Origin of the sequence: Thermomonospora umbrina (assembly GCF_003386555.1) — a bacterium.
Lineage (GTDB): Bacteria > Actinomycetota > Actinomycetes > Streptosporangiales > Streptosporangiaceae > Thermomonospora > Thermomonospora umbrina.
In genome coordinates this window covers 1,874,925-1,889,518 of sequence record NZ_QTTT01000001.1, presented here as the reverse complement: position 1 = coordinate 1,889,518, position 14,594 = coordinate 1,874,925, and the positions used below count along the sequence as shown (strand labels likewise).

At 69.7% G+C, this 14,594-nt stretch carries 7 protein-coding genes and 1 pseudogene; 3 read left to right on the top strand and 5 right to left on the bottom strand.

Annotated features, from left to right (window positions below; all coding sequences use genetic code 11):
* Nucleotides 1-367: 367 nt before the first annotated feature.
* From folP to DFJ69_RS08160, 3 genes are all read left to right on the top strand, one after another.
* A complete protein-coding gene (folP, locus tag DFJ69_RS08170) occupies nt 368-1,174 on the top strand; it encodes a dihydropteroate synthase (RefSeq protein ID WP_116026484.1) in 807 nt (268 codons plus the stop codon).
* Nucleotides 1,175-2,317: 1,143 nt separating this feature from the next.
* The gene (locus DFJ69_RS08165; protein ID WP_170177574.1) at nt 2,318-3,535 is read left to right on the top strand and encodes an MFS transporter; all 1,218 of its coding nucleotides are present in this window, start codon (nt 2,318-2,320) and stop codon (nt 3,533-3,535) included.
* 1,613 nt (nt 3,536-5,148) lie between these two features.
* Entirely contained in the window at nt 5,149-6,162 is a 1,014-nt protein-coding gene (locus DFJ69_RS08160; RefSeq protein WP_245974159.1) for a M15 family metallopeptidase, read from the top strand.
* A 661-nt stretch (nt 6,163-6,823) separates the two neighbouring features.
* Here the strand turns inward: DFJ69_RS08160 and mscL are convergent.
* The 5 genes and pseudogenes from mscL to DFJ69_RS08130 all read right to left on the bottom strand — a co-directional run bounded on the left by mscL (nt 6,824) and on the right by DFJ69_RS08130 (nt 14,105).
* Nucleotides 6,824-7,228, bottom strand: a complete 405-nt coding sequence (gene mscL, locus DFJ69_RS08155) for a large conductance mechanosensitive channel protein MscL (RefSeq protein WP_116021915.1) — start codon at nt 7,226-7,228, stop codon at nt 6,824-6,826.
* Between the two features lie 61 nt (nt 7,229-7,289).
* The gene (locus DFJ69_RS35385; RefSeq protein WP_245974153.1) at nt 7,290-7,454 is read right to left on the bottom strand and encodes a hypothetical protein; all 165 of its coding nucleotides are present in this window, start codon (nt 7,452-7,454) and stop codon (nt 7,290-7,292) included.
* 1,548 nt (nt 7,455-9,002) lie between these two features.
* Nucleotides 9,003-9,215, bottom strand: a pseudogene (locus DFJ69_RS36440) (SAF domain-containing protein); the annotation flags it as partial.
* 1,005 nt (nt 9,216-10,220) lie between these two features.
* The gene (locus DFJ69_RS08135) at nt 10,221-11,030 is read right to left on the bottom strand and encodes an S-methyl-5'-thioadenosine phosphorylase (RefSeq protein WP_116021912.1); all 810 of its coding nucleotides are present in this window, start codon (nt 11,028-11,030) and stop codon (nt 10,221-10,223) included.
* 927 nt (nt 11,031-11,957) lie between these two features.
* Nucleotides 11,958-14,105 carry an MMPL family transporter gene (locus tag DFJ69_RS08130; protein WP_116021911.1) on the bottom strand — a complete coding sequence of 716 codons (2,148 nt, stop codon included), beginning with the start codon at nt 14,103-14,105 and terminating at the stop codon, nt 11,958-11,960.
* Between the last annotated feature and the right edge of the window lie 489 nt (nt 14,106-14,594).

Below are 14,594 nucleotides of genomic sequence, written 5' to 3'. Positions count from 1 at the left end.
GGCGAAGGAGCCGAATCGAACGGAAGGGCGGACGAACTCCAAGGATTCGTCCGGTGAATCGATGTCGTTCTGAATATGGTCCCCGTCCGCGCCGTCCGGGAGGGGGGAAATCCTCTGGACCATTCATCACACCGGCGGCTCGCCGCTCGGAGCAGGGGTGCTCACCTGGGTCGACGGTCCCTCGGCGGACGGCCCGGCCGGGTGCGTCCGGTGCCGAGACCGCAGCCGCTATGCTGGTCGGGATCACGACTGAAGGTGGGTAGGAACGGTGGCGGGACGGGAATCAAAGATCTACCATCCGGACATCATCAGTCCTCGACGGACCATCGGCGCCCGGACCTTTGACTTCTCCCGCCAGGTCGCGGTGATGGCGATTATCAACCGCACCCCGGACTCGTTCCACGACCGGGGTCGGACCTTCGCACTCGACAAGGCGATCGAGGCCGTCGAGAACGCCATTGCCAACGAGGCCGACTGGCTGGACATCGGTGGCGTCCCCTTCGGCCCGGGTCCCGAGGTCGGCGAGCAGGAGGAGATCGACCGGGTCGTCCCCCTCATCGCGGCGGCCCGCGAACGGACCGAGGCCGTGATCTCGGTGGAGACCTACCGTCCCGAGGTCGCGCGCGCCGCGTTCGCCGCCGGCGCCGACGTCCTCAACAACACCAGCGGCATTCACGACCTCGGCCTGGCCGACGTGGTGGCCGAGTGCAAGACCGTGCTCATCGTCACCCACAGTTTGGCGAACCCGCGCACTCCCTTTCCGCGCCCCACCTATGAGGACGTGACCCGTGAGGTCGCCGATTTCCTGCGGGCCCGCGTGGACGTCGCCCTGAGCCGGGGAATTCCCGCCGACCGCATCATCATCGACCCCGGTCACGACCTCAACAAGAACACCTACCATTCGCTCGAACTGACCCGCCGCCTCACCGAGATCGCCGATATCGGCCATCCGGTCCTGGCCGCCGTCTCCAACAAGGACTTCATCGGCGAGACCGTCGACCGCGACCAACGGGAACGGATCGAGGCGACGATAGCCACCGTCTCGATCTGCATTCTGCAGGGCGCCCGCATCGTCCGCGTCCACGATGTCGCCGAGATCGTCCCCGCCGTCCGCATGATCGAGGGCATCCTCGGCTGGCGCCCCCCCGCCTACACCCGCCACAACCTGGCCTGAACCCCCCACCGCACACCGCCACACCAACCCCCGCCCGAACGGCGCGCCCTCACCAACCCCCGCCCGAACGGCGCGTCCCCTGCCATTGTCCGTTCCCTGCCCGTCGGCTCATTCGCATCCAACGCCCTCCTGCCCCGCGACTGCTCGTCCCCCGCGAAGGTCTACGACAGGCTCGGCTAGGGCGGCGACATCCAACGCTCCTGCCCCGCGACTGCTCGTCCCCGGCTCCGTCGCCTCATCCGCGTCCGTCGCGTTCGCGCAGGTCACCAAGCAACTGCCACCGAGCGCCGTCTGGTTTGGCCCGTCGCGTTGTTGCGCGCGTCCCGGGCATTTGGCCATCCGTGGTCTGTGGTCGCGTGCGCGTCCGTCGCGTTGCTGTGCGCGTCCCGGGCATTGGCCGCCCGTGGCCCGTCGTCGCATTTCGGTCCGTCGCGTGGCGCACATCGCCAAGCACCGCCCTCCGAGCGCCGCCTGGTCCGAGGCCGTCGCGTTGCTGCCGCGTCTCTGGCCTGTCCTGCCCGGCCCCGTGGTCCCGTCCGGAACCGTCGCGTTGCGTACGTCGCGGGGCATCCCTTCGGGTACCGTCCGGTTCGGGCCCGTCGTGTTGCTGTGTGCGTCCCGGGCATTGGCCTCCCGTGGTCTGTGGTCGCGTGCGGGTTTGTCGCGTTGCGTACGTCGCCGGGCATTGCACGCGGGTGCCGCCTGGTTTGGGTCCGTCGTGTTGCTGTGTGCGTCGCGGGCATTGGCTCTCCCCGGGCCGTCGTCTCATCCGGGTCCGTGGCGGTGGGCACGTCGCCAGGCAATCGTCCCGGGGCGTTGCCGGGTCCGGGTGCGTCGCGTTGCTGTGCGCGTCGCCGAGGATTGTTCGCCCCAGCGTCCGTCGCCTCATCCGCGTCCGTCGCGTTCGCGCAAGTCGCCAAACAACTGCCCCCGAGCGCCGTCTGGCTCTGGTGCGTCGCGTTGTTGGGTAGGCGTCGTCGGGCTTTGTTCGTTCGCCTGCCAAGGGGTGTGGCGCCGGTCGTTGGCGGCCGTCCTCTGCCGGGGCGAAGGGCGTTCGCCGTGCGCGAGTTCGGGCGAACGGGGGGCGTACCGGCAGGGCGGCACCCTCCGGAGGTGGACGGGTGCGTAGCGTGACTCGTTGTGGTGGGGGAACCGACGCTCTTACGCCTGCTGAGGGACCGGCAGGTCGCTGCGGTGTTCGCGGCGCGGGTGACGTCGAGTGCGGGGCATGGGTTCGGGCGGCTGGCGCTGACCTGGGGGACGTTGGAGCTCGGGCATGGGGCCGGCGGGGTGTCGCTGGTCCTGGCGTGTGAGGCGATCCCGCAGTTGTTGCTGGTGCTCGCGGGCGGGATCATCAGCGATCGATTCCGCCGGAACCGCGTGCTGGTGGGGGCGGACCTGCTCTCCGCCTGCACGTGGGCCGGATTGGCCGCCTGCTTCATGGCGGGGGCCGCGCCCCTTTCCCTCGTGTGCGGTCTGGCGGTGCTGGTCGGGGTCGGAACGGCGCTGTTCTCCCCGGCGGTGGAGGGCATCGTCGCCGACCTCGTCGAGGGGGAGACCCGGCAGGTGGCGAACGCCCTGCTGCGTCAGGCCGCCGCGACCGGGCTGATCATCGGGCTGGCGCTCTCGGGCGTGGTCGTGGCCGCCGTGGGACCGGGCTGGGCCGCGGCGCTCAACGGCGTCGCCCTGCTGGTCAGCGCCGGGTTGCTCGCCCGGTTGGGGCTGCAGGCCCACACCCACGGCCGTTCGTCGCCGCTGGCCGAGCTTCGGGTGGGGTGGCGGGAGTTCGCCGCCCGTCAGTGGTTGTGGGTCATCGCGTTGCAGGGCGCCGTCGTGATCGCCGTGATCAGCGCCTTCAACGGGGTCATCGGGCCGCTGTACATGTCCCAAGGGCATGGCGGCCCTCGCGCCTGGGGGCTCGTGGCCGGCTGCGAGGCCCTGGGGACGCTCGTGGGCGGCCGGATCGCCGCCCACTGGTACCCGCTTCGCCCCATCATGGCGGCGGTGCTGCTCATCGCCCCGTTGGGCGTTCCCATGCTGCTCCTGGCCGCCGGCTCCGCCTGGCCCGTACTGGCCTGCGCGATGCTCGTCGCGGGAGTGTGCCAGACGACGTTCGCCACGTTCTGGGCGACGACCGTTCAGAACTCCGTCCCCAACGAGGTGCTCTCCCGCGTCCGGAGCTGGGACCTGCTGGGCGCCCTGACCCTCGCACCGCTCGGCCTGCTCGTCGCCGGACCGGTGGCCGCGACGGCGGGCACCGAACCCACGGCGGCGGGCGGCGGCCTCCTCATCCTGACGGCGGCCGCACTGGCCCTCCTGTCCCCACAGGTCCGCACGCTACGTCGCCCCTCCACGAACTGACGCCCCGCCGACATACCGTCTCCAGGGCGCTACCGGGTAGCGCGGCTTCGGCACCTCACCCTCGGGCTTGCGGGAACGGACGTGGAGGCCGCCGAACGAACGACTGACGCACTGGCTATGCAATCTTGAGGGGCGCTGCGGCTTCGGGGCGGCACCGCCGGCCCTGGTGCGGCGAGGTCGGGTATCGGGGGGTACGGGCCTCGGCATCGGTGGACCTGACATCTACAGGTCGCTGGCGGGGACGTGGAGAAGTGGGCCGCCGCGCTGGCGTCCCTCTCCAGGGGCTGTGGGTGTGCGGGGGCGGCCGGTCCTGGTGCGGCGAGGCCGGGATCGCGAAGGGAACGGGCTTCCGCGCTGGCGACATGCCGCATTCAGCCGGCACGGGTCTGGGGTGGTGTTGCCGTTCTGTGTGGTGCGGCGTCGCAGTGAGAACGGGCCTACGTGCTGGCCACGTGCCATCTCCAGGGCGTTGGGAGGTGAGGCTGCGCCGCTGGCCTCGAGATGCGAGGTGTCGGAGTGAAAACGGGAGCGCCTTAGCCTTGGGCCGCATGCCGGCACTCTCCGCGACGTGTTGTGGAACGGCTTCAGGTGTCCTCCCTGTACGCAGAAGGGGGGCATGCGGCGGGAGGCGGTAATGCCCCGCGCTGAGATCATGGGATGACGGGCCGTGGTCGGCAGAACGAGTCCGAAATCATTCGGGCCGACCAAAACCCTCGGAGTGACGACCCGGGGAATGGTCCGACACTCCGTAAAACGTTCCGAGAACTCAGAACCTCCGTACCCCGGCGGGCGGTCGCCCCTGATTCAGGCCGAACAAGGCCGTCTGCGGTCGCCCGAGGAGACGGAATGGACAGGCCCGCAATCCCGCACCGGAAGGGCCGCCGCGTACCTCCCGAATGGGGTGGCTGTGAGTGATCACAACCACAGGAGCGTCGAGGCCGGTGAGCGGTGACAACGAGTCTGGTCCCGGAGGGGTGGTCGATCCCACTGTGTGGTCGGCTGACAACCCGGAAGCGTGGATGTGAACGGTATGAGTATTTCCGTCCAGGTCGGATCGATACGCTTCCGTGTCGTGACTGGTCCGTATCGTGAAGAGGACATGAGCGTCCAGCGGTTCCGGCCCAGGCGAGGCTTGGTGGTGCTCCTCGGTGCCTTGGCCGTGCCGGGCCTGGTGCTGGGTGGGGCGATCCTGGCGTTGGGGCCCGAGCCGGAACCCGACCGTGATCCGCGTTCCGCCGTCGTGAGTGCGGAGCCGACGCCCACCGCGCCGCCTCCCACCCCTCGGACGCACCCGACCTTCGGCAAGTACGTGCCGCCGAGGCCGGTGCGGACGGCCCCGCCCAAACGGAGGCCGCGCCCGAAGGCGACCCAGCCCCGTACGCGGCCCCGTCCGCGACAGACGCAGCGGCCTTCTGCCCCTGAGTGTCCGGAGACGTGGCGTTTCAACCCGTTCCTCCGCCGCTGGTGCGAGCGCAAAGGTTACATCGTCGATTGAGGTCGGTTACGCCCGGTAGGGGGTCGAACCTGTAGTAGCGTTCCTGCGGTTCGATTTCTTGGCTCCGGAGGACACGCACGTGCCGATCCCGCGATCAGCGGCGCTGGGCGCGACTTTCATGGCAGTGACCCTGCTGACGTCGGTCTGTGCCCCGCAGGGCCTGGTCATGGCCGTGGCGGCCCGGAGCGCGGCCGACCCCGTCGACGAGCTTCGCCGTGAGGCGGACAAGGCCCGTGACGACCTGGAGAAGGCCACGGGCCGGTGGGAGGAACGCCGGAAGGAGCTGGCCGAGTCCCAGGCGAAGCTGCGGTCGACGCTCAAGGAGCTGGCGAAGGCCGAGGCCGAGCTCGACCGGATTCGGGCACCGCTCGCCCAACTCGCGAACGCCGCCTACCAACAGCCGGACGTCGCCGGCTCCCTGGCGCTCTTCGGGCAGGCCGGCCCGGACGAGGCGCTGCGGATGGCCGCCGACCTCACGCACATCGCCTCCGCCCAGGAGGCTCTGATCCGGCGGGCGGACGAGCTGCAGAAGCGCCATGCCCAGCTCGCCACCACCGCCCAAGAGCTGCAGTCCCGCAACGCGGTCGAGCAGACCAGGCTGCGCCGACAGATCCAGGCGCTGAAACAGCGGTCCGCCGAACTGACCGCCCAGTTGACCACGATGCTCGACCAACTCGACGTGAGCCGGGAACGACGGCTGCTGCTCAGTTGCACCAAGGACCTGGTCTCCGACGCCCGCAAGTACCCGAACGGGCTCATCCCCTCGAAGTACCTGTGCGCCCTGCCCCAGAAGGGCGAACAACTCCGCGCGGACGCCGCTCGAGGCTTCTACGGCCTCAACGCCGCCTACAAGAAGCAGTTCGGACGCGACATCTGCGTGACCGACTCGTACCGCAGCCTGGCCGACCAGCAGCGCGTCTACTACCAGCGGCCCGGCTTCGCGGCGATCCCCGGGCGCAGCAACCACGGCCTGGGAACGGCCGTCGACCTGTGCGGCGGCGTCCAGACCTCCGGCTCCGCCCAGTTCAACTGGATGGAGGCCAACTCGCGCAAGTACGGCTGGTTCCACCCCCGCTGGGCCTACAGCAACCCCTTCGAGCCCTGGCACTGGGAACACGGCTCCGAAGACTGACCCCGTACCCGTACCCCGCGACGCGCCTTCTGCGGGATGGCTCGAGGCCGTCGCGAAGTGCTCGGCCATGAGATGGGAGTTCTGGGTCCTAAAGTGGTCGGGCCTCCTTGCGGTGTTGAGGCTGGTGGTCGGGGATTAATGGTCCGCGCGGCGCTGTGACCTGGTGGGTCGGCCTGTGTTCTGGGCCTGGCCGGCACCGTCCCACCGGAAGCCCGCGCCGCCGGCGGAGGCGCAGCGCCGGCCGTGCAGACCGTCGACGACCTCCTGTCGTACCCGCACGTGGCGCCCTGGGTGTCGGCCTGCCTGCAGGCGCGCAGGGTGGGCGTCGGCCGCGGGACGGCGCCCGCCCGTGGTGAACGGACGTTGCTCGGCTGTGGTGAACGGACGTTGCTCGGCTGTGGTGAACGGACGTTGCTCGGCTGTGGTGAACGGGCGTTGCCCGGCTGTGGTGAACGGCTTCGGCTGGGGGCGGCGCTCGGCCGTGGCGAACGGCGCTGGTTGGGGGCGGCGCTCGGCTGTGGTGAACGGCGCCGGCATGACCACCACCGTCCAGATCCTGTCCACCCTTGTCCGCGCCGATGGCGGCGACGTGCAGGTCGCCGGCCACGACGTGGGTCGCAGGGCCGACGACGTGCGCGATTCATGCGTTCGGTCGGGGCGGTCAGGTGGCGACCGGTTCGATCTCCGAGGTGCAGAATTGGCAGCGGCTGGCGCGGAGGGGGATTTCTCCGTAGCAGTGGGGGCAGTCGCGGACGGTCGCCTCTACCTTGCGCTTGAACCGCTCCAGCAGTTTGCCGACCGGCAGTACGACGAAGAAATAGACGACCGCCGCGATGATGAGGAAGGAGATCACCGAAGTGAGGAAGATCCCGTAGGGGAACTTGGTCTCGTTCACGGTGAAGGCGAGATTCCGGTGGTCGGGCTCGCCTCCGATCAGGGCGATGAGCGGGGTGATGAAGGCGGTAACGAAACTCGTGACGAGCGAGCCGAACGCTGCGCCCACCACCACGGCCACCGCGAGTTCGACCAAGTTCCCGCGCAGCAGGAACTTCTTGAATCCTTCCATCGAGCCTCCAGCACGAAAGACGGCACTCAGGGTAGTGGAACTACTACCATAGGCGACATTGTCATTTCGCTCGATCCGCCACGATCGTCACGGAAAGACGTCGACCCGTGACTCCTGCCAGCATGGCCGCCTGCTTGCGGGTGGTGGCGAGCACGATCAGACCACCCTCCTCGCCGGTCTCGGGATCCTCCCGTATCACCGCGATCACGGGTACGGCCGCCGCCACGACCTGCGCGCCTTCGAGGGCGGCCGGTGTCGGACGAGTGCCGGCCGCTCGGAGTCGGGCGCCCCATGAGGCTGTGCAAGGCCCATCGGTGAAGCCCCGACTCGTGACGAGGCCGCGATCTGCGGGCAGTGACCGGGCTCGAGATGGGAGCGGTGCCGCGTCCGGACTGACGTGACCGGCGTATCCGAAGCGGCCGTCCGGTGTCCCGAGACCTCCGTCGAACTCCGTGGAAGCCACGGGAATCCATGTGCCCGCAATGGGCTGCTCGGCCTGCCCGCGAGCCCGGACACCCGGGAGACGGTACGGGATTGGCGGTTCGGCGCAGGCTTCCTTCTTGCTGCGTCGCACCGGACGGTCCCCACGCTCGTCGGGAGGCGGTGCCAAGGTCAGGCAGTCCGTGCGCGCCATATCTGGCGTTCGGCTTGCGGCGGCCTGTGGCTCGGGCGTCTCGGCATCAGGCGTTTGTCCACAAGGGAGTGTCGTCGGGACCAGAGTGTTCGAGACCAGAGCGTCCATCGGCGAGGTGTCGGGAACTGGGACGGGGCCGCCAGCAGGACACATGGAGTCCGACGCCCGGGTGCCCGCCGCTCGGGTGTCCGAGGCCAGCGTGCCTGAGCCCTGGATGCCTGAGGCCCCTGCGTATGAGGCCTGGGGATCTGGGGCCTGGGGGTCTGGGGCCTGGGGACCTGAGGCCTGGGGGCCTGAGGCCTGGGGATCTGAGGACGGGTTGTCCGAGGCCGGGGCGTCCGACGCCTGGGGGTTTGGGGTCTGCGTGTCTGAGGCCCGGGGGTTTGGGGTCCGCGTGTCCGACGCTCGGGTGTCCGACGCTCGGGTGTCCGAGACCTGCGTGTCCGAGACCCGCGTGTCCGAGACCCGCGTGTCCGAGACCCGCGTGTCCGACGCTCGGGTGTCCGAGGCCCGCGTGTCCGACGCTCGGGTGTCCGAGGCCCGCGTGTCCGAGGCCCGGAGGTCTGAGGCATGGATGCTTGAGATCCGCGCGGTTGGGGCCAGGGGGTCTGAGGTCGGGGTTTCTGAGGTCGGATTGTCCGAGGTCCGGGGGTCTGGAGTCTGGGGATCTGGGGTGCGCGTGGTGGGGATCTGCGGTTTGAGGGTTTTGGTGTCGGGTGTTTGACCACAAGGTCGTTTGCTGGGGATGAGGACGGCAGGTGTCAGGGCGTCCATTGCCAGGGGGCCGGGGAGTGGGCCGGTGTCGCCGTTTGGCCACGCAGGAGGCCACATGGAGTTCGAGGCCGGACGGTGTGGGGGTCGGTCGGTTGAGGTCTGTGGCCCGGGCGTCTCGGTATCGGGGGTTTGTCCGCGAGGGAACGTGTGCGGGGGTGTGGGGGCGGCGTCCGGGGTGCTCGGTGGTGGGACGTCGGGGAAGGGGGCGGTGTCGCCGGGCGGCGGCATCGTGTCGGCGGCGAGTATGTCGACGTGGTGGCCCGGGCGGAGCAGCCGAACGGTTCCGGGATCGGCCAATCGGATCGGGGTGGCGACGATGTCCGCGCCGTATCCCTTGAGGAGCCTGTTGGTGATCAGGCGTGAGTCGGTGAGTATTTCTCCTCGCCGCATGGGGCCGGCCAGGAGACGTCCGGTGACACTTCGGTGGAGGGCGCCGTCCGGGACGATCGCAGGAGGCACTCTGGCTGGACGTATGTGCTCTGGCTGAAGCGTCGTTCCACTGGGGAGATCGCGGACGGCGATGAGGACGCGTACGCCTGAGGGGTCGTCCGGGCGGAGGGCGGCGAGACCGAAGGCCATGGAGCAGGCGGCTAGCAGGGCCGCCAAGGGTCGGCGGTGACGGCTTAAGCGGAGTCCGCGTGGATTATGTGTGCCATTGGCTGTGGTGAAGCGGCTTTTCATGGTGACTTCCCTTCTTCCGATGTGATTGGGGGACGTGCCGGTTGGTGTTGCTATGAGGTGATTTGACGTCAATCAGTGCACCATTCGCTGTCGGCTGGGACCGGGCTCGATGGGTGTTCCGGTGGCCGATGAGGCGTTCACCGGCACGGTGCCTCGGCATCGGTACGTGCGCGGTCCGAGGCGGGTTCGGGTCGATGGGCGGCTGAGGATGTGTGAAGGAACGCGCCGTCACCCCGCGTAAATCGACGAGCACGAAACCGGCGGCCCTCAGGCGATGCCCCATTCGCCGTCGCCGCGGGCGTCGATCCAGCGAGGTGCTACTCGCTGTGCGCCAGGGGGCGCCCCGGCCGGCGAGCAGGTCCGCGAGGGGACGCGTCGCCGGCGCCGCCGCAGGGTCGGGCGGATGGGCGGTGCCGCCCGACGGTGATCACCCCCTGCGTCAATAGGGCGATAGGTGGGCCGGAGAAGCGTCCCGTGTGGGCCGGGTGCCAATCCGGTGACCGGTGAAAGGCGGACTAAAAAATGGGCGGCGTTGCGGCTCCCTCCTGTGATCGAAAACCGACTGGGTGGGGCAGTTTGACATGCCTGTGACCTGGACCGCCTAGGTGGATAGTTTGGCGTTCCTGTGATGTGGACCGTCTTGATGGGGTGGTTTGACGTGGGACACCTCGTGTGGGCTGATCATCGATGTTGGAGATGAGGGCTGAAGAGTTGCTCCCTTAGGGAACTGCCCTCGGGTTCAGGGGTCGATGTTCTTCCGGCAGTTCTAGAAGCGCCAGCCGGTGTAGGGCCCGGCGTACATATTGGTGAGCACGGACTCGGTGGCCTCCGAGACCGCAGGGCGGCACGTGGTCGGGGCGGTGCGCAATCCCGAAGGTTGCGGGACGCGCTCGAAGGCGTGGGTCAGGGGAGTCGGAAGGGCAGGTTCATGCCGTCCAGGGAATGCGGACACGGGCAAGCCCGGTCGGACGGGAGCGCTCCGACGACGGTGGTGACGAGGGAGCGGAGCCTGTCGACGTTCTCGGCGAATACCCGGAAGACCTCGTCCATGGTGACGCCCTCGCCCTCCGTGATGCCGGCGTCGAGGTCGGTGACCAGGCATAGCGGCGTGTAACAGAGGGCCAGCTCGCGGGCCAGGATCGCCTCGGGATGGCCTGTCATGCCGACGAGCGTCCAGCCCTGCGCGGCGTACCACTGTGACTCGGCGCGGGTGGAGAACCGAGGACCCTCGATGACGACGAGGGTGCCGCCGTCGACGGGCTGCCAGTCGGACTTGTGCGCGGCGTCGAGCGCGGTCTGCCGCCCCAGAGGACAGTACGGATCGGCGAAGGACACGTGGACCGCGCCGCCATCGTCGTAGTACGTCTGATCACGGCCATGAGTGCGGTCGACGAGTTGGTCGGGAACGGCGAGGGTGCCGGGACCATGCGCCGGGGTGAGGGAGCCGACCGCGCTGGGGGCGAGCACTTGCCGCACGCCGAGTGAACGCAGCGCCCAGAGGTTGGCCTGATAGGGGATCTTGTGCGGCGGATGGCGGTGGTCGCGTCCGTGCCTGGGCACGAAGGCGACCCGGCGACCGGCGACCGTGCCGAGGGCGATCGGATCACTGGTGGGGCCGTAGGGCGTCTCGACCTGGACCTCGTCCAGATCATCGAGGAAGGAGTAGAAACCGGAGCCGCCGATGACGCCGATCTCCGCAGTGGATGTGGTCATGCCGCGACCTTATTCAGCGGTCTGAGGCCCCCGGCAGCCCCTTGGACGAATGTGGATAACCGTTGCCGCGCGGTCGCGGGCCCCCCTCACCGGCAGACGAACGCCGGTGGCCGGTCAAGCCGGGAGGCGGCCCCCGGACACCGGCGTAATGCCGTTCACCGCAGGCTCAAACGCGTTCACAGCCGTCTCGCGCGTTAGGCCGAGGGTGCGCCAGTGCCCAGAGGAGCGGCCCGTAAGGCCAGGTGCACGCGGCACGGACATGACGTGGTCAGAGGCCGCGCCGTGGTCAGGGTGAGACGCTGAGACATGCAGGCGATGCGGTGGACTGGTTCCATGTCGTGGCGGCGAGGCATGCCGGGCCCACCACGCCCCGTGGCGGTGGAATCGCCCCGTGCCCACGAGGTGACCGTGGGATCACGGGACGCGGGAGCAGAGACACGGACCTGATGCGTTCACAACTCGCCCACCTGGTCAAGGCGGGCCAGAGGCCATGCTCGGGATGAGAGTGCGTGAGCTGAGGCATGGACGTGATGTGGGTCTGTAGTGGCCGCCGGTGGCCGGTCAAGCCGGAAGGCGGCCCCCGGACACCGGCGTAATGCCGTTCACAGCAGGCTCAAATGCGTTCACAGCCACGCCGTGGCCGGAGGAGCCGCGCCGGTGCTCAAAGGAACCCCGCCCGTACTGCCAGGTGCACGCGAGCCCGGGGCACGGACGTGACGTGGTCAGAGGCCGCGCCCTGGTCAGGGTGAGAGGCGTGGACTGGTTTCGTGTCGTGGCGGCGACACTTGCCGTTCCCGGAACGCCCGGACACGACCCCCCGCGGTCGGCTGAAGCTTGTGTGCCGGATGGCAGAAGGCCGTGACCTCGCAGGGCGTTCTGCGAGGTCACGGCCGGTCGAAGGCGTACCGAACGCCGCGGGCGTGGGGCTCAGCCCGTGGGTTCCAGGATGCGGTTGTCGGTGGACTTGTCGGTCGGCGTCGGCGGTTCCTCACGGGCCAGGCGGCTCGGGGCCCAGATGCGCCGGCCCATGTCGTACGCGAGGGCCGGCAGCAGGAGGGAGCGGACGATGATGGTGTCGAGGAGGACGCCGAAGGCGACCACGAAGCCCATCTCCGCCATTCCCACCAAGGGGAGCGTGGCCAGGGCCGCGAAGGTGGCGGCCAGGACGAGGCCGGCGGAGGTGATGACGCCGCCGGTGACGGTGAGGCCGCGGAGGACGCCCCGGCGGGTGCCGAGGGCCTGGGATTCCTCCCGGACCCGGTGCATCAGGAAGATGTTGTAGTCGACCCCTAGGGCGACCAGGAAGATGAACGCCAGCAGCGGGAATCCGGCGTCGGTCCCCTCGAAGCCGAAGACGTGCTGGAAGATCAGGCCGCTGGCCCCCAGGGCGGCCAGGAAGGACAGCACCACGGTCGCCATCATCAACAGCGGGGCGACCAGGGCCCGCAGCAGCAGGACCAGGATGACGAAGACCACCAGCAGGACGATCGGGATGATCACCAGGTTGTCGCGGGAGGCGGCCCGGTTGATGTCCAGGGTGGTGGCGGTGGTGCCGCCGACCTTGGCGTCGGCGCCGGGGACGGCGTCCACGGTGTCGCGCAGTCGGTCGATGGTGTCCTGGGCGGCTTTGCTGTCGGCGCGATCGCCGAGCGTGGCCTCGTACTGGACGAGTCCGGCGGCGGTGATCGGGCGGCTCACCTCGGCGACGCCTTCGGTACGGCGCAGGGCGGTGGCCAGCGGGGCGGCGGCGGAGGCGTCGCCGATGACGATCGCGGGGGCGCCGGAGCCGGCCGGGTAGTGCTTGGTCAGGACCTCGCCGCCGACGACCGAGTCGGGCTTGTCGACGAACTGTCCGGCGTCCGAGAGCCCCTCGGCCTTGAGCGATCCGAGGCCCAGGGTCATGCCCAGCAGGCCGAGCGAGACGACCGCCGCGAGGATCCGGGGACGGCGGCTCACCAGCCGCGCCACCCAGGCCCAGACACCGTGCTCCTTGTCGGACGCGTCGGCGTCGAGGTACTTCGCGTCGTACCGGGGGACCAGCGGCCAGAACATCCACCGACCGAAGATGACCAGCAGCGCGGGCAGCAGGGTCATCATGGCCAGCAGCGCGGTGAGGACGCCGGCGGCGGCGACCGGGCCCATGCCGGCGGTGGAGTTGAGGTCGGCGAGCATGAGGCACAGCAGGCCGAGGGCGACGGTGCCGGCCGAGGCGAAGATCGCGGGGCCGCCGCGGTGCAGCGCGGCCGCCATCGCCTCGTGGTGGTCCTGGTGGCGGTGCAGCTCCTCGCGGTAGCGGGCGACCAGGAGCAGCGCGTAGTCGGTGGCCACGCCGAAGACCAGCACCGTCAGGATTCCGGAGCTCTGCCCGTTCACGGTGAGGTCGGCGTACTTGGCCAGCAGGTACACCATGCCCTGCGCCAGGGCGAGGGCGGCCACCGCGCTCAGCACGGGAACGAGCCACAGCACCGGACTGCGGTAGATGAACAGCAGCAGGACGATCACGACGATGCCGGCGGCCATCAGCAGGAAGCCGTCGACGGTCTCGAAGACCTTGAACATGTCCGCGGCGCCGCCGGCGGGCCCGGTGACGTGGGTGACCAGCCCGGGCGGGCCCCGTTCCGCCAGCTCACGGGCCGCGTCGATCGCCTTGGGCAGGTCCTCGTCGGTCATCGGCACCAGGGTCTGGAGCGCGTCGCCGTCCTTGGACGGGAACGGTCCCTGCGCACGCTCGGCGCCCGGCAGCGCCCCGAGCGGGGCGAGGTCGGCCTGCGCCTTGGCACGGTCCTGCGCGGTGATGCCGCCGGCGCGCTCGTAGACGACGACCGCGAGCATCGTCTCGTCCTTGCGGAACCGTTCCTGCAGCTCGACGACCTGGGTGGACTCGGCGCCCGCGGGCAGCCACGCGGCGGCGTCGTTCTCCTCGACGTCGCCGAGCTTGCCGGCCAGCGGACCGATCACCATCACCAGCACGACCCACAGGGCCAGAACGGCCCACTTCGCCCGCCGTCCCGAGGGGAGCTCGCTGAGCCGTCGTGCCCAGCCCCTGCCGGGGGGAGCGTCTCCTGGTGCTGTCATGACCTCTCCTAGTTGAGATATATCGCGTTCGAGTCTCAGATTGTCTCGCTGTTCGAGACTTGTCAAGTAATGTCGCGAGTTCCACGGCCCCGCCTCGCGACGACCTCAGACTCCCCGGAACCGCCCCACCCGGACATCCGGGACGCACCCCGAGGAACCCCTGGGCCATCCCTGAGTCACCCCGGGGCTCCCCCCGCCCTCCAAGAGGAGCCGCCGCGCCCTTACTCGTACGGCCTCGACGCCGGTTTCCCACGAGCAGGGCTTCGGGTGAGTCGCGTCATGCGTTCCGCGTGGTGTCGGTCGCGGGATGCGCGACAAAGGGTCCCGGGAGGGACGGTGCGTTCCCCGGGGGGTGAGGGTGCGATGGCGGGGCGGAGGTGTTGGGGGACGGGTGGCGGCCGTCGGGAAGGGGGGCCTTCGTCCCCGTTGCGCGCACATGGGTAGATAGTGGTGAACGGAAGGGTGTCACCGCGTCGTACGCACGATGTG